At 61.6% G+C, this 14,591-nt stretch carries 18 protein-coding genes, 1 tRNA gene and 1 pseudogene; 9 read left to right on the top strand and 11 right to left on the bottom strand.

Annotation, left to right across the window (positions count from 1 at the left end; genetic code table 11):
- Positions 1 to 50 precede the first annotated feature (50 nt).
- The 5 genes from ACFOJ9_RS25145 to ACFOJ9_RS25125 all read right to left on the bottom strand — a co-directional run bounded on the left by ACFOJ9_RS25145 (position 51) and on the right by ACFOJ9_RS25125 (position 3,696).
- Complete coding sequence (locus ACFOJ9_RS25145) at positions 51 to 491, bottom strand: DUF411 domain-containing protein (protein ID WP_378982344.1); 441 nt, start codon at positions 489 to 491, stop codon at positions 51 to 53.
- Positions 492 to 520: 29 nt separating this feature from the next.
- The gene (locus ACFOJ9_RS25140) at positions 521 to 1,957 is read right to left on the bottom strand and encodes a multicopper oxidase family protein (RefSeq protein ID WP_378982342.1); all 1,437 of its coding nucleotides are present in this window, start codon (positions 1,955 to 1,957) and stop codon (positions 521 to 523) included.
- A 137-nt stretch (positions 1,958 to 2,094) separates the two neighbouring features.
- Entirely contained in the window at positions 2,095 to 2,490 is a 396-nt protein-coding gene (locus ACFOJ9_RS25135; protein ID WP_378982340.1) for a hypothetical protein, read from the bottom strand.
- A 98-nt stretch (positions 2,491 to 2,588) separates the two neighbouring features.
- On the bottom strand, positions 2,589 to 2,822 hold the full coding sequence (locus ACFOJ9_RS25130) for a GDCCVxC domain-containing (seleno)protein (protein ID WP_378982338.1): 234 nt from the start codon (positions 2,820 to 2,822) through the stop codon (positions 2,589 to 2,591).
- Positions 2,823 to 3,027: 205 nt separating this feature from the next.
- Complete coding sequence (locus ACFOJ9_RS25125; protein ID WP_378982336.1) at positions 3,028 to 3,696, bottom strand: ArsR/SmtB family transcription factor; 669 nt, start codon at positions 3,694 to 3,696, stop codon at positions 3,028 to 3,030.
- 69 nt (positions 3,697 to 3,765) lie between these two features.
- Here ACFOJ9_RS25125 and ACFOJ9_RS25120 point away from each other — a divergent pair, with 69 nt between their 5' ends.
- Both ACFOJ9_RS25120 and ACFOJ9_RS25115 read left to right on the top strand, forming a co-directional pair.
- A complete protein-coding gene (locus tag ACFOJ9_RS25120) occupies positions 3,766 to 4,506 on the top strand; it encodes an MBL fold metallo-hydrolase (protein ID WP_378982334.1) in 741 nt (246 codons plus the stop codon).
- A 3-nt stretch (positions 4,507 to 4,509) separates the two neighbouring features.
- Positions 4,510 to 5,766 (top strand): MFS transporter, encoded by a 1,257-nt coding sequence (locus tag ACFOJ9_RS25115; protein ID WP_378982332.1) that lies wholly within the window; start codon positions 4,510 to 4,512, stop codon positions 5,764 to 5,766.
- Between the two features lie 73 nt (positions 5,767 to 5,839).
- On the opposite strand, the gene ACFOJ9_RS25110 is transcribed toward ACFOJ9_RS25115, so the two are convergent.
- Entirely contained in the window at positions 5,840 to 6,028 is a 189-nt protein-coding gene (locus tag ACFOJ9_RS25110) for a DUF1059 domain-containing protein (RefSeq protein WP_378982330.1), read from the bottom strand.
- Positions 6,029 to 6,217: 189 nt separating this feature from the next.
- On the opposite strand from ACFOJ9_RS25110, the pseudogene ACFOJ9_RS25105 reads away from it, so the two are divergent.
- The 3 genes and pseudogenes from ACFOJ9_RS25105 to ACFOJ9_RS25095 all read left to right on the top strand — a co-directional run.
- Positions 6,218 to 6,401, top strand: a pseudogene (locus ACFOJ9_RS25105) (hypothetical protein); the annotation flags it as partial.
- Positions 6,402 to 6,428: 27 nt separating this feature from the next.
- Positions 6,429 to 6,824, top strand: a complete 396-nt coding sequence (locus tag ACFOJ9_RS25100) for a YkvA family protein (RefSeq protein ID WP_378982328.1) — start codon at positions 6,429 to 6,431, stop codon at positions 6,822 to 6,824.
- Positions 6,821 to 7,333: an IS66 family transposase gene (locus tag ACFOJ9_RS25095; protein WP_378982326.1), complete on the top strand. Its 513-nt coding sequence runs from the start codon at positions 6,821 to 6,823 to the stop codon at positions 7,331 to 7,333. Before ACFOJ9_RS25100 ends, ACFOJ9_RS25095 begins: the two co-directional genes overlap by 4 nt.
- 199 nt (positions 7,334 to 7,532) lie before the next feature.
- Here the strand turns inward: ACFOJ9_RS25095 and ACFOJ9_RS25090 are convergent.
- Positions 7,533 to 7,609: transfer RNA gene (locus tag ACFOJ9_RS25090), tRNA-Met, on the bottom strand.
- Between the two features lie 240 nt (positions 7,610 to 7,849).
- Between ACFOJ9_RS25090 and ACFOJ9_RS25085 the strand changes: the two genes are divergently transcribed.
- On the top strand, positions 7,850 to 8,809 hold the full coding sequence (locus ACFOJ9_RS25085; RefSeq protein WP_378982324.1) for a Gfo/Idh/MocA family protein: 960 nt from the start codon (positions 7,850 to 7,852) through the stop codon (positions 8,807 to 8,809).
- 185 nt (positions 8,810 to 8,994) lie between these two features.
- Here the strand turns inward: ACFOJ9_RS25085 and mnmA are convergent, their stop codons facing one another.
- Positions 8,995 to 10,185, bottom strand: coding sequence for a tRNA 2-thiouridine(34) synthase MnmA (gene mnmA, locus ACFOJ9_RS25080; protein WP_378982322.1), 1,191 nt, complete (start codon positions 10,183 to 10,185; stop codon positions 8,995 to 8,997).
- A gap of 288 nt (positions 10,186 to 10,473) precedes the next feature.
- Between mnmA and sciP the strand changes: the two genes are divergently transcribed.
- Positions 10,474 to 10,749 (top strand): CtrA inhibitor SciP, encoded by a 276-nt coding sequence (sciP, locus tag ACFOJ9_RS25075; protein WP_013529904.1) that lies wholly within the window; start codon positions 10,474 to 10,476, stop codon positions 10,747 to 10,749.
- 72 nt (positions 10,750 to 10,821) lie between these two features.
- Here sciP and ACFOJ9_RS25070 read toward each other — a convergent pair whose 3' ends face one another.
- Positions 10,822 to 11,748, bottom strand: a complete 927-nt coding sequence (locus ACFOJ9_RS25070; RefSeq protein ID WP_378982320.1) for an NADP-dependent oxidoreductase — start codon at positions 11,746 to 11,748, stop codon at positions 10,822 to 10,824.
- A gap of 91 nt (positions 11,749 to 11,839) precedes the next feature.
- On the opposite strand from ACFOJ9_RS25070, the gene ACFOJ9_RS25065 reads away from it, so the two are divergent.
- Positions 11,840 to 12,238: a winged helix-turn-helix transcriptional regulator gene (locus tag ACFOJ9_RS25065; RefSeq protein WP_378982318.1), complete on the top strand. Its 399-nt coding sequence runs from the start codon at positions 11,840 to 11,842 to the stop codon at positions 12,236 to 12,238.
- Positions 12,239 to 12,334: 96 nt separating this feature from the next.
- Here ACFOJ9_RS25065 and ACFOJ9_RS25060 read toward each other — a convergent pair whose 3' ends face one another.
- Positions 12,335 to 12,712: a flagellar export protein FliJ gene (locus ACFOJ9_RS25060; RefSeq protein WP_013529907.1), complete on the bottom strand. Its 378-nt coding sequence runs from the start codon at positions 12,710 to 12,712 to the stop codon at positions 12,335 to 12,337.
- A gap of 452 nt (positions 12,713 to 13,164) precedes the next feature.
- Between ACFOJ9_RS25060 and ctrA the strand changes: the two genes are divergently transcribed.
- Positions 13,165 to 13,860: a response regulator transcription factor CtrA gene (gene ctrA, locus ACFOJ9_RS25055; protein WP_006203583.1), complete on the top strand. Its 696-nt coding sequence runs from the start codon at positions 13,165 to 13,167 to the stop codon at positions 13,858 to 13,860.
- Between the two features lie 108 nt (positions 13,861 to 13,968).
- On the opposite strand, the gene ACFOJ9_RS25050 is transcribed toward ctrA, so the two are convergent.
- Entirely contained in the window at positions 13,969 to 14,373 is a 405-nt protein-coding gene (locus tag ACFOJ9_RS25050) for a response regulator (protein ID WP_378982315.1), read from the bottom strand.
- Between the last annotated feature and the right edge of the window lie 218 nt (positions 14,374 to 14,591).

Below are 14,591 nucleotides of genomic sequence, written 5' to 3'. Positions count from 1 at the left end.
GCCACGTTTTGGCAGGACAATCGGACAGGCTGGTCATCATCGCGGGGCCCTCAGTCCGTGGCATAGACGGTGGGCGCCTTACCGTCCTTGGTGAAGGCGTAGACGATGAAGGGGCCAGCCTTCTCGCCACCCATGCCAGGAGCACCGGTCGGCATGCCGGCCAGCGTGATGCCGGTGATGGCAGGCCGTTCGGTCAACAGTTTCTTGACGATGTCGACCGGCACCAGCCCGTCGACGACATAGCCGTCGACCATCAGCGTGTGGCAGCCTTCGAGGTCAGCCGGCACGCCCGCATCGCTGCTGATCTGGGACAGGTTGTTGACCGGCTTGATATCGACCTTGAAGCCGTGCTGCTCAAGATAGGCGGCATAGGACTCGCAGCAACTGCATTGTGGGTTCTTGTACATCACCGCTTCGATCGTGGCGGCGACCGCGGGCAGCGGCGTTGCGATCAGCGCGGCAAGGGCGGCGAGGCGGTAGGTCAGTTTCATTGCAGGTCTCCTTGGTTGAATGAATGGGTTCAGGTTACGCGGAAGACGGTCATCAGGCCGGCCATCTGGTGGTCGGCGACATGGCAGTGCAGCATCCAGTCGCCGGGATTGTCGGCGACGAAGGCGCATTCGATTGTGTCCTTGGGGGCCATCAGCACCGTGTCCTGCCATTGCCGATGCGGCGCCGGCGAACCGTTGCGCGACAGCACCGAAAGGCTGAAGCCATGGACATGCATGGGGTGCCACCAGGCGGATTCGTTGCGCATGGTAAGATGGCAAGACGCGCCCCGTTCGAGCGTGAACTGCGGCGTCATGCCGGCATGGCCGTCGCCGGTCATCGACATGCCGTTGATCGCCCAGGCGGGGGCGCCGTTCATGCCGGGCATCCCCATGCCCATCATGCCGCCGACGCCGGCGAGTTTGCCGCCACCCATCATGCCGCCCTGCAGCACGATCTCCTGGCGCACGGCGTTCGCCAGGACCGGCGTGGGCAGCGGATTGCGCGGCAGGGCAAGCGGCTCGTCGAGCGAATGCGCCCTGAGCGGCGGCGCCGTGTCATAGGCAAGACTGGTCAGCGCATAGGCAAGCCCGTCATAGAAGTCGTCGATCACGGCATGGCGGCTGCCAGGGTCGCCCTGCATGTCGAGCACAATGTCGATGCGCATGGCTGGCGCCAGCACCAGACGGCCGCCCTCCGGGTCGTGCGGTTCGCAGGGCTGGCCGTCGATGGCGACGACGACCGGCCGGTGGCCTTCGAAGCGCAGTGCCATCATGCGGGCAAGCGCGGCATTGGCGAGCCGCAGCCTGACGCGCTCGCCAGCCCTCACGCCGAGGGCGGCCTGCGCCGCGCCGTTGATGGTGACGGCATTGCCGAGGCGGCCGGACATCGATGCATCCATCATGCTGCCGAAGCCGCCGGCGATCTGGCCATCGGCCGCAAGCCGCCAGTCCTGAAGCAGCCACAAGAGGTCGCGGTCGACAGCGACGGGCTCGGCCTCCTCGACGATCAGCGCGCCGGCAAGGCCGCGGCCGAGCTGCACCAGACTGTTGGCATGCGGGTGATACCAGAAGGTGCCGGCGTCGGGCGGCGTGAACTCATAGACGAAATTTTCGCCCGGCTTGATCGGCTTCTGGGTGAGGCCCGGCACGCCATCCATGGCGTTCGGCAGCCGGATGCCGTGCCAATGCACCGTGGTGTCCTCATCCAGTTCGTTCTCGACGGTGATGCGGATCGGCTCGCCTTGCCGCAAGCGCAGCGCCGGGCCGGGGACGGTGCGGTCATAGGCCCAGACGGCGGTCTGCGGACCACCGGGGCCGCTGAGCCGGGCTTGGCTCGGCGCAACCCTGATCCGGCGTTCGTCCACGGTGGAGGCGCGGGCGGGACGCAGCGAAGCGGACACGGCAGCACCCGTCGCCGCGATGAGAAATCCGCGACGCGACACGATGTAGTGGAAATCGTCATTCACCCTTGTAGCCCTTTGCGATCTCGATCGATGGCGAGCGGCTCGACATCGAACTGATTGCTACGCGCACCCACGGCGCGACAATGCGCGCTCAGGGCGATCAGGCGCCGAAGATCAGCCGCAAGAGGGCTGAAACGGCGTCAGGCGCTGGCTCTGGGAGGGTATGGATCGGGCAGGGAACTTCGCCCGTGCAGGAATGGAGCGGGCAGGGCCGGCGGCTGCTGCATGCGCGGAGTCGCGGTCATGGCAAGGCCCTGTGGCAGCACGGCGAGCACGGGCGCGATGCAGCTTGGCGGACAATGCATCGGGCCGCCCTTGTCGCCGGCGTCCTTTGGGCATGCCTTGCAGCCGCCATTCATAGCGCCGCCGGCCATCTTGCCCATGCCGGCATCGGAAGGCATGGCCGTGCCGCTGCCGGCGGCCATCGCCATTGTGGCCGACATGACGCTGGCCTGAGCGGCGGACAGGCTGACCCCGGCGGTCAGGAAGACCGCGAGCAGCATGACGAGCAGATGTTTTGGCGAAAGTCGGGCCATGATCCGCTAGGCTGATCGCAAAGTGCTGCTTTTGCAAGTCCCAAGCCCGTGATTGCCCGGCGCTGCAGGACCGCTCGGCTTGGCCTGGCGCGATTTCGTCAACAATGACAATCCCCATCACCGCAGGGCGCCGGCCGTCCACCCGCCTCCTGGACCGGCGGACACGGCACGTCTGCGTAGGAACAGAAGACGCAGCAGTCCCCCGCCTTCGGCCGAAGCAACGTCCCGCAGCCCTTGCACTCATAGAAGAACTGGCAGGCATCGACCGGCATCGTTTCGGCAGCCCGATGTCCGCAATGGGGACAGGTAAGTGTGGTTGTGAGTTGCGTCATGCGGATCGCACCAGCTCGACAATCAGTGGAGAGAATGCTCGCACTGGCCGCGATCCGCCAGCACTCGATTTGGCGACAAGCGTGCCATCATCGGCTCAGGCTGACTTCGAAACGCAGCATTTGTAAGGGAGTTTTTAAGCCGTGCTCATCCATCGCGGCGCCAGCATCATGTCATCCGCCAGACACTTGTGGGTGCTGTGTCAATTCAGGTTGCAGTTTCAATTGGCAGCCCGGCAGCTTTCCATTCCGGATAGCCATCCTCGAGTCGGTGAACTGTGTAGCCGCGCGACCGCAGAGCCGCGACAGCCTCGAACGAGAGAACGCAATAGGGACCGCGGCAATATGCGATGACCTCCCTGTTCGGCGGAAGCTCGGCCAGTCGGCGCTCAAGTTCAGCGAGCGGGATGTTCAGGGCGCCCGGAAGATGTCCGAGTGCGAATTCGTCCTCCGGCCGAACGTCGAGGACCGTGACAAGGCCATCATGCAGCCTTGAGATAAGGTCTTCGCGCGACACCGCTTCCAGCGCGTCACGAGCATGGAAATAGTCCGTCATAACGCGGTTGACCTCGGCGACGTTTCGCTCGCCCACGCGCCCCAACGCCTGCATCAGTTCTATCACCTGGGCATCCCCGGCAAGACGATAGAGCACATGCTTGCCGTCGCGCCGCGTCTCGACGAGCCGCGCACGCCGAAGGATTTGAAGGTGACGCGAGGCATTGGCGAAGTTGAGGCCCACCCGTGCGGAAAGTCCCTCTACGCTCCGTTCCCCTTGGGCGATGTGTTCCAGCAGTTCCAGCCGATGCGCATGCCCGAGGGCTTGGGCCACTTCGGCAAGGCTGGCGAAGATTGCTTGTTTTGGCCCGATGCTTGACATGCGCTCTTCTCGATGAAACATTCAGCAGAATAATTGAATGTTACCGAAGCGAGGCAGGGAGCGCAAGCCATGATCCTCCGTCAGTTCCTCCATTCCGATCCCGTCGCCGCCTCTTATCTGTTCGGCTGCGCTGGCAAGTCGGCCGCTGCCGTCGTCGATCCGGTCGGCGACATCGCGCCTTATCTCGAGGTTGCCGAGGCAACCGGCATGCGCATCCTCTATGTGGTCGACACGCACATTCATGCCGACCACATTTCCGCCGGGCGGGCGCTCGCCGCGGCTTCCGGCGCGCAATATGTGCTGTTCGAAGGCGCGGAAGCCGGTTTCCCCTTTCGGCGCGCCAAGGACGGCGACGTGCTCGAACTCGGCAACGTTATCATGACCGTCATGCACACGCCCGGGCACACGCCGGAGCACATCTCGCTCCTGGTCACCGACAAGACGCGCGCGGCCGAGCCATGGTTCGTGCTGACAGGCCACACGCTCATGGTTGGCGATCTCGGACGAACCGAACTGGCAACCAGCGCCGAGGCCGGCGCGCGGACGCTGTTTTCCAGCGCGCGGCGTCTCAAGCAACTGCCGGATCACGTCGAGGTGCTGCCCGGCGCCTACTCCGGCTCGGTCTGCGGGCGCTCGCTCAGCGGCAAGCCGACATCGACGATTGGCTTTGAGAAGCGCTTCAACAAGGCGTTCCGCATCGATGACGAGGAGGCTTTCGTCGCCACGATGATCGCAGACATACCGCCCCCGCCACCGGATGCGGCGCGCAACCGTGCCGCCAATGCCGGCCTGGTCGCCGCCACGGCCTGACCGATGATCGACACGGCAGTGGTTTCGCAGCCAGCAGGCTCGACCGTCAGGCTTGGGCTCAAGGAAAACTGGCGGCAGTTTGCTCTCCTGATGCTGGTGAATGCCTTTGTCGGCGGCATGGTCGGGGTCGAACGAACGGTCGTGCCGCTCATCGGGTCGGAAGAGTTCGGCATCACCTCGACGACACTCGTCGTTTCCTTCATCGTCAGCTTCGGCGTGGTCAAGGCGCTTGCCAATCTGGTCTCGGGCCAGCTCGCCGACACCTGGGGGCGCAAGCGTGTTCTCGTCCTCGGCTGGCTTGTCGGCTTGCCGGTCCCGTTCATGATCATCTGGGCTCCGAACTGGGGATGGGTGATTGCGGCCAACGCACTGCTCGGCATCAACCAGGGGCTCGCCTGGTCGATGACGGTGATCATGAAGGTCGATCTCGTCGGCCCGAAGTCGCGTGGCCTCGCCGTCGGCCTCAATGAATTTGCCGGCTACCTCGCCGTCGGTGTGACGGCGTTCCTCACCGGCTATCTTGCCTCGCGATACGGTCTGCGTCCCGTGCCCATCTATCTCGGCATCGGCTACGCCGTCATCGGTGCCGTGTTGTCGGTTCTGCTCATCCGCGACACCCGCGACCACCTCCGGCTGGAGGCATCCGCTCACGCACGGCAATCCGCGCCGATCAGCTTCCGGGAGGTTTTTGCGCTGACCTCGTTTCGGGATCGCAATCTGTTCGCGGCGTCGCAAGCCGGCCTCGTCAACAACCTCAACGATGGCATGAGCTGGGGTATTTTCCCGTTGTTCTTCGCGTCCTTCGGCCTCGGCATCGAGCGTATCGGCGTCCTGAAGGCGATCTATCCCGCGACGTGGGGAATCCTGCAGATCGTCACCGGCCCGTTGAGCGATCGCGGGGGGCGCAAGGGCCTGATCGTCGTCGGAATGTGGATCCAGGCCGGCGGCCTGTTTCTCACCGCGGCCACAAGCCGGTTCGAATGGTGGCTCGTCGGCAGTCTTCTTCTCGGCCTTGGAACGGCGATGGTCTATCCAAGCCTGATCGCGGCTGTTTCCGACGCCTCGCATCCAACCTGGCGTGCCCGCTCGCTCAGCGTCTATCGGTTCTGGCGCGATCTCGGCTACGCGATCGGCGCGCTCTCCGCGGGTCTCATCGCCGATCGCTTCGGGCTCTCATGGGCGATCACGTCGATCGCCGCATTGACGTTTCTCTCTGGCGCGATTGTCGCCATCGTAATGCAGGAGACCGCCAAGGGTTGATCCCGTCCGACGGTCGGTTGTCGTGAACGGCATGATTGGATCAATGAGTTCGGGCCTCTACAAAAAGCAAAATTTAGCTAGCTTGAATGAGCTTTTTCATCTGTTGCCGGTCTTCCGGTGACCACTGCTCTGGGTTCTCCTGATGGGCGATGGCGGCGTGAAGCTCGATGTGTTTCCACAGCTCCGTCTCGGTCTCAGCCGTAAACGATCCTGGACAGGCTTCCATTCCAGGGTAGTCCTTGCACCGATATGAATAGGCCATATCTACACCTCCCTAGTTTGCCCGGTTAGCAGGCGAGGACGCGGCGCGCTTGTCAATTCACAGTTTTCGAATGCGCAAGGACGCGCATTTCATCCAAATCGGATCAGCGCTTTTGACCAAGTTAACTCGGATCGTCGCGGAAAGGCCGCCCCACGGATAGTTGGGCCGTTCGAGATCGGGGAGCCAGCGAAGGCGGTGTTTCTGGTGACGATCACAACAGGCATCACCGGTCTGTGGCCCGAGGTCCTAGCCGATACCAGCGCGACGGTGCTTTGTGACCACAAATGCCATGCTACTGTTGCGGTGGAAGAGCGCTTTGGCAGGCAGCGACACCCGAGAATCGCTGGCAATCCTTGGTAGTGGGGCAGTTTGAAATCTGCGGGACGCAACGGATAGAGGTGTGATGGCTTTCGCGTCTCTCAAAACCTGGGCAAGAAGCATAAAGCGTGACGTGGTGGCGCTGTGGATAGCCGCGCGCGATCCGCGCGTCCCTTGGTATGCGAAGCTGACAGCGGGCGCCGTCGCCGCTTATGCCTTAAGCCCAATTGATCTCATACCCGACTTCATCCCAGTGATCGGATACTTTGATGACATCATCATCGTGCCGCTCGGAATCCTACTTGCCGTCAAGCTCATTTCTGCGCCGCTGATGGATGAGTTCCGGCAAGAGGCGATCCGCCGCGAAGGCAGACCGAAAAGCTATTGGGGCATGGCGGCGATAGTTGCAATTTGGTTGGCGGTTGCCGCTTGGCTGATTTGGATGTTTTGGCCGGGCTACAGCAACATTTCAAATTGACCCACTACCGTCTGGCCCACAAACTCGACACCTTCTGCGATCTGCACCGCAAAGCCCAGAAGCACATCCGATCGATGATCTGGCAATTCTATCGCGATCTCAATGCCTACAAGCGACAGCCCTCACGCCGCCGAAAGGCTCAGATGGCGGCGCGCTTCGACCGTATCTTCAAGCGCCGCACCGGCTTTGCCATGCTCGATCGACTGCTGGCCAGGCTTCATGCCAACAAGGCCGAGTTGCTGACCGTCCTCGATCGGCCCGACATCCCGCTTCATACCAACGGCTCCGAGAACGACATCCGCTGCCAAGTGATCAGGCGCAAGATCAGCGGCGGTACCCGCAGCAATCGCGGCCGCGCTTGCCGAGATGCCTTTCTCGGCCTCGCAAAGACCTGCAGCAAGCTCGGCATCACCTTCTGGGACTATCTCGGCGATAGGCTCGACATCCCCAATCACCCAAGCGTCCCACCCCTCCCAAACCTCGTAAGGATGCGATGCGCCACCATCTAAAGACCGGACTTTTGCCCCTGTTACCATCCTCCGAGCCCATCATGGCTCAGTTCGCTAAAACGCATCGCGAGACACAACTTGTGAATTCAAGGCTGCTCCTGAGTGGGTGCTCCGTTGATTTCATTGTGAAATCCCGTCAGACGCTGCTACCACATTAGTGGGGATTTTAGTATACATTTCAGTGAGTTAATCAAAATTTTGGTAGCGGGAGAGGGACTTGAACCCCCGACCCCAGGATTATGATTCCCGTGCTCTAACCAACTGAGCTACCCCGCCAGGGCGGCGAAAGGCCCGAAATCCGCCTCAAATCGAAAGGCATGTCGGGGGCGTTCGCCAAGGTCGCGCGGATATAAGGTTGGGAGGGTGAGCCTGTCAAGCTTCGAAGCAACCGGCTTGCCGGCTTATCGTCATTATCGAAAAGCTTTGCCGCGCAGACATTTGGTTGCTGCCGCCGGGGTTGAGTTCGAGGGGGCACGTCGCTATGTCTCGGCCACGAGTTTTTAGAGTTTGAAACAGATGAAGCCGCGCATTGCAGTCCTCGGTTGCGGATACTGGGGCAGCAACCACATCCGCACTCTCAAGGCGCTCGGCGCGCTGCACGCGGTCTCCGACACCAACCGGGCCCGCGCCGAAGGCTTCGCCAGCGAGCAGGACTGCCTGGCGATCGAGCCGGACCAGTTGTTCGTCCGTGACGATATCGACGCCATCGTCATGGCACTGCCGCCGCAATTCCATGCCGACCTTGCCGTGCGTGCCGTCGAGAGCGGCAAGGACGTGCTGGTGGAAAAGCCGATCGCGCTGACGGTGGCGGACGCCGAGCGTGCGGTACAGGCGGCCAAGGACAATGGCCGCGTCTTCATGGTCGGCCATGTCTTGCGATTCCATCCCGCCTTCGAAACCCTAAAGGGGCTGATCGACAAGGGCGAGCTCGGCGAAGTCCGCTACATCCACTCGCACCGGCTCGGCCTCGGCAAGTTCCATACCGAAAACGACGCGCTGTGGGATCTGGCGCCGCACGATCTGTCGATGATCCTGGCGATCACCGGCACCGAGCCGATCGAGGTGCGCGGCGAGGGTGCAGCGCTGCTCGACAATCTCAGCGACTTCGCGCATCTGCACATGCGCTTTCCCAACGGACTGCGCAGCCATCTCTTCACCTCGCGGCTCAATCCCTATCGCGAGCGGCGGCTGACCGTGGTCGGCACCAAGGCGATGGCGGTGTTCGACGACGTCGAGCCATGGGAGCGCAAGCTAGCCGTCTACCGCCACGCGGTGTGGCAGGACAGCGGCCAATGGGCCTTCACCACCAATGAGCCGTCCTATGTCGCGGTTGCCCAGGGTATGCCGCTGACACGCGAGCTGGAGCACTTCATCCAGTGCATCGAGACGCGTGCCGAACCGCGTACCAGCGGCGAGGAAGCGATCAGGGTGCTGCGCATCCTGACCGCCGGCACGGTCACCCACACCAAATCCTGAGACCGTTTGGAAATTCTACTCCGGCGGCCATCTAGTGGCGTTTTCTGCGCTTCCCCGTTCTACTGCGTCGACGCAGTAGAACTGTGCTCACGGACCCAAATGTCCGCTCCGCTCCGGTTCTCGAAAACACCACTATATGGCTCGCCAGAGCGAATTTCGAAACGGTCTCCGAGAGGACGGAGCCCCTATTCGGCGGGAATCTGAGCCGGCCTGGCGGCAAGCCGGGTCAGCATGGCCTCGGCCTCGGCGCCACGCTCCGAACGCTCGATGAAGCCGCCGCCGAAGACACGCGCCTCATTGCCGTCGTCGGAATAGAGCACGCAGGCTTGGCCCGGCGCGATGCCGGACTCGCCGTCGACCAGTTCCACCCATGTGGCGCCGGCACGATGATGCAGCACGGCCGGGCGCGGCGATCGGGTCGAGCGGACCTTGGCGAACAGCTCCAGGCCGCCAGCAGGGACATCTGTGAGCGGGTCGTCGCCCAGCCAGTTCATGTTGCGCAGACAGATCTTGTGCGTCTCCAGCGCCTCGCGCGGGCCGACCACGACGCGGGCGCGGTCGGCATCGAGATGGACGACGTAGAGCGGCTCGCCGGAAGCGATGCCGATGCCGCGGCGCTGGCCGATCGTGTAGCGCAGGATGCCCTCATGGCGGCCCAGCACGCGGCCGTCGATGTGGACGATGTCGCCGGGATTGGCGGCAGTCGGCTTCAGCTTGGCGATGATGTCGGAATACTTGCCCTGCGGCACGAAGCAGATGTCCTGGCTGTCCTGCTTGGCGGCCACCGTAAGCCCCATCTCCTCGGCGATAGTGCGAACCTGCGGCTTCGACAGGCCGCCGAGGGGAAAGCGCAGATAATCGATCTGCGCCTGCGTGGTGGCGAACAGGAAATAGCTCTGGTCGCGGTCGGCATCGACCGGCCGGTAGAGTGCGCGGTGGGCGCCATTGGCGCCGGAGCGGATGTAGTGGCCGGTGGCCAGCGCATCGGCACCAAGCTCCTTGGCGGTGGCCAGGAGGTCGGCGAACTTCACCGTCTGGTTGCAGGAAACGCACGGGATCGGCGTCTCGCCGGCGACGTAACTCTCGGCAAAGGGATCGATGACCGCCTTGCGGAAACGCTCCTCGTAGTCGAGCACATAATGCGGGATGCCGAGCGTCTCGGAGACACGGCGGGCATCGTCTATGTCCTGCCCGGCGCAGCATGAGCCGGCCCGGTGCGTTGCCGCGCCGTGATCGTAGAGCTGCAAGGTGACGCCGACGACATCATAGCCTTCGCGTTTCAGCAGGCCAGCGACGACCGATGAATCGACACCACCCGACATGGCGACGACGATGCGGGTGTTTTCGGGACGTCCGGGGAGATCGAGACTGTTCATGGTTCTTTCGTTCTGCGCGGCGCTTCAATGCCAATGACGCGAATATAGGTCAAGCTTTGCGGCTACGCCAGCTTGCAGGGCCGATCGACAGGCAGCGACCGGTCCGGGGAATGGGCGGATTTTCCGTGCGCAGCTGCCGCTTCCAGGCGGATGTTTCAAATGCCGGTGAAAAGACTAACGCGGCGTTCATGATCCTTACCTAGTCATTAGGGTCTGCTTAGGCAATTTTTAAAGCTGTGGCGGTAACGTGGCGGGGATTGGGTCTTTGAGTTTTTTGTAGAGAGTACGATGACCGATCTGGTTAGACCGAGAGTCAAATACGTTATCGGGCCTGACGGCAGCCCTCTTACGATTGCCGATCTGCCGCCGACGAACACACGTCGCTGGGTTATCCGGCGCAAGGCGGAAGTGGTTGCGGCCGTGCGCGGCGGGCTTTTGAGCCTGGACGAGGCATGCCAACGCTATAAGCTCACCACCGAGGAATTCCTGTCCTGGCAGGCGTCGATCGACGAATATGGCCTTGCCGGGCTGCGCACGACGCGCATCCAGCAATACCGGCACTGACCGGTGCGAATTTAGACGAAGGGCGCGGGTAAACCCGCGCCCTTCTGTTTTCCATGGTCACTGTTCCGGCGCTCAGACCGTCAGCACAACCTTGCCGATCGGCTTGGTGGCGAGGAAGGCGTGAGCGGCCCCCGCTTGGTCGAGCGGGAAGCTCTTCGCCACACGGACGGTTAGTTTTTTCGCATCGATCAACCGAGCCAGTTCCAGCAGGCTCTCCCTGTCGGGCACGACGGACATACGCTCGACCCGGATATCGCGCGCACTGGCCTGCGCTCGGGTGTCGTCGCTGACATCGAGCAATGACACCAGCACGCCGCCACGCTTGAGCACCTTCAGCGACCGTTCGGCGTGGTCGCCGCCTATTGGATCGAGCACCAGATCGATGTCGCGAACCTGGTCGGTAAAATCGCCCTTGGTGTAGTCGATGACCTCGTCGGCGCCGAGCTTGCGGGCGAAATCGAGCTTGGCTGGGCTGGCCGTGGCGACGACGAAAGCGCCGTGTGCCTTGGCGATCTGTACCGCGAGATGACCGACGCCGCCGGCTGCGGCGTGAATCAGCACGCGCTGGCCCGATTTCAGCCCTCCGTGACGAACAAGCCCTTGCCAGGCGGTAAGGCCGGCCAGCGGCAAGGCGCCTGCCTGGAGGTGGTCGGCGCCCTTCGGTTTCAGGGCGATTTCATCAGCAGGCACAGCCGCCAGTTCGGCATAGGCCGCCGCCTGTTTGGGAAAGCGCGGCATGCCGAACACCTCGTCGCCGATCTTGAAGCCGGTGACGCCAGCGCCGAGCCCTTCGACCGTTCCCGAAATATCCCAACCGAGGATGAAGGGCGGTTCGCCGAGCAACGGGTAGTAGCCGGCACGGACGGCGCCATCGACCGGATTGATGCCCGCGGCCTTGACGCGGACCAGCACTTCGCCGGCATTTGGCGCAAGGTCGGGCTGATTGACAATGACAAGGACGTCGGGTCCGCCGACGGAATTCTGGATAACGGCACGCATTGAGATGTCTCCTGCTTGGTTGGGTGCCACTATCATTTGGATAGTAATAGTTCCTTGTCTAGTATGTACCTTTCTGATATATACGTACCTCATGGATAGTGAAGACGACTGCGGTTTCGGCTATGATGCGTTCCGGCGAACGTGTCCTTCGCACACCGTGCTGGAGATGCTGGCCAGCAAATGGGTCTATCTGGTGGTTTGCGCGCTGCGCAAAGGCCGGCTGCGCAATGGCGAGCTTGCCCGCAAGCTCGAAGGCATCACACCGAAGATGCTGACGCAGACGCTGCGCGTGCTTGAGCGTGACGGTCTGGTACGGCGCGAGATCTTCCCGGTCATCCCGCCGCGCGTCGAATATGAATTGACCGAGCTCGGCCACAACCTGGCGGGACTGCTTACCCAGATCAGATCATGGGCAGAGCAGCATGCACCGGACATCAAGGATGCCCGTGCGAGGGCAATTGCCGATGGCGAAGAGGATAGGGCCGCTTAGGGCGGTTCTCAGTTCTCTTGGTGGCCTTCCGACCAAGGCTGGAAGCCGAGAACATGCACTTGCCGGGTGGCAAGTGCCGCTGACGCGCCGGGGTGTTCAGCCGATCATGGCGCTGCGGCCGCCGACTTCGGCTTCGCGAATCTTGGTGTCACGCGATTCCAGCATTTCCGCCTTGGAAAGCTCCGCTTCAGCTTCGCCGAGTAATGATTCGGCAGCGCTTCGCTGCTGGGCGAGGTCGCTTTGGGAATTTCTGAGGTTGTCGCGACGCAAACGCGCTGCCTTGGCAAAGGTCGGATAGGCGAAATGGTTGATGTCGGTGATGCCGGCTTTCTTTTCTTCGGCGGTGATCTGAAGCTCCAGCTCGACGGCCATGCGCTCGAACTCGGCGATCATCATGTCGAGTTGCAGCAGCTGCCGCCGCTTCTCATTCACCTGAAACTGTTTCAGCCGAACGAGGTTTTCACGTGACTTCATGATTCGGTACTCCCGGAAACGCACACCCGCACTTATCGTCCAAACCACCTGGAAGGGCCCAGGCCGCACCCGTGTCCACCGGCTTTCCCCGAACTATGGGAAACAAAACCCTAAAGTTTTTTGCCGACGGTAACCATTCGTTTACGGGCATTGTTAATCATACGGGTCAGGACTTAAGGCCGGGTAAAAATTCCGGCCACCGATGCGGAAGCGACGTCGATGAGTCCCTGGAGTCACTTAGTCCAGGTTATTAATGTGTTGCATTAGGAATTTGGTTCTGAGATTCGTTATTGGATTCAAGAGGGTGTAGAAAGAGGTTAAAAAATCTGGTACCGTCGTGGACGGGAAATTAGGTTTTGTTAACCATTTAATGGCAGCCTCTGCACAAGGCAACCACTGCTCCGGGTCCGGACGGGTCGTGAAATGGTCCGGCAGCAGAAAAGGGGAATGAAATGCGTGTTCTGCTGATAGAAGATGACAGTGCAACCGCACAAAGCATCGAACTGATGCTGAAATCGGAAAGTTTCAATGTCTACACGACCGATCTCGGCGAAGAGGGTGTCGATCTAGGCAAGCTCTACGATTACGACATCATCCTTCTCGATCTCAACCTGCCTGACATGTCGGGCTACGAGGTCTTGAGGACGCTCCGCCTTTCCAAGGTAAAGACGCCGATCCTCATCCTCTCCGGCATGGCCGGCATCGAGGACAAGGTGCGCGGCCTCGGCTTCGGCGCCGACGACTACATGACCAAGCCGTTCCACAAGGATGAGCTGGTTGCCCGCATTCATGCCATCGTGCGGCGCTCCAAGGGGCATGCCCAGTCGGTCATCACCACCGGCGACCTAGTGGTCAACCTCGATGCCAAGACTGTCGAAGTCGGCGGCCAGCGCGTGCATCTGACCGGCAAGGAATACCAGATGCTGGAGCTGCTCTCGCTGCGCAAGGGCACCACGCTGACCAAGGAAATGTTCCTCAACCATCTTTATGGCGGCATGGACGAGCCTGAGCTCAAGATCATCGACGTCTTCATCTGCAAGCTGCGCAAGAAGCTCGACGCGGCATCCGGCGGCCAGAATTACATCGAGACGGTTTGGGGACGCGGCTATGTTCTGCGCGAACCGGAAGACATCCGCGTCAGCGCCTGAGCGACGGACATCGTCAGACTTTCTTCAATAAAAACCCGGCTCTGGCCGGGTTTTTTGCGTGATGGGCTGGTAACTATCTCTTTTTACGCAATTCCGGATGGAAAACCGTCACGCGCTTTTCCTGGAATTGCTCAACGCCGCCGAATCAGGTGCGATCTTCAAGGTGCGAAAGCGCTCGAGCAGTTGCGGTCGGTTGAATGGCTTCAACAGATAACCCTGGGCGCCGGCGCGCTTGGCCCGCATGATCGAAGCGATGTCGAGTTCGACCAGTGAAATCAGGATCTGCGGCTTTATCGGGCTCTCCATGGCGCGCACGCGACGGATGAGATCGACCGCCGCTACATCAGGCAACGCGCCGTCGACGACGATGATGTCGGGCATGTCGGCGGCGCACATCTCCAGCGCGTCCAGTCCGCTGGCTGCCTCTATGACAATCATTTCGGAACCGCCCAGGATGCGTTTTGCAACCTTCCTGATGACGCTTGAATCGTCGACGAACATGCAGCGTTTCATTTCCGGGTCCTCTTTGCCTTGTGGCAATCCGGTAGCGTCGGGGGCATCCAAGATGCACCATAGGCCAATCTGGTAAAGAAGCCGAAAAGGCGTTAGGTAAAATTTTTACAAAGATGGCGGCTGCTTGCTTTTATTCGCGAATGCTTCAATGCTGCCTAGGCGATTAGGCGCATTTCATGCCGACGAGCCGGCATTACAGACTTCGATGTGAAAATACT

It is taken from the genome of Mesorhizobium cantuariense, assembly GCF_042647205.1.
GTDB classification, from domain to species: Bacteria; Pseudomonadota; Alphaproteobacteria; order Rhizobiales; family Rhizobiaceae; genus Mesorhizobium; species Mesorhizobium cantuariense.
This window is presented reverse-complemented; position numbering and strand designations above follow the sequence as displayed.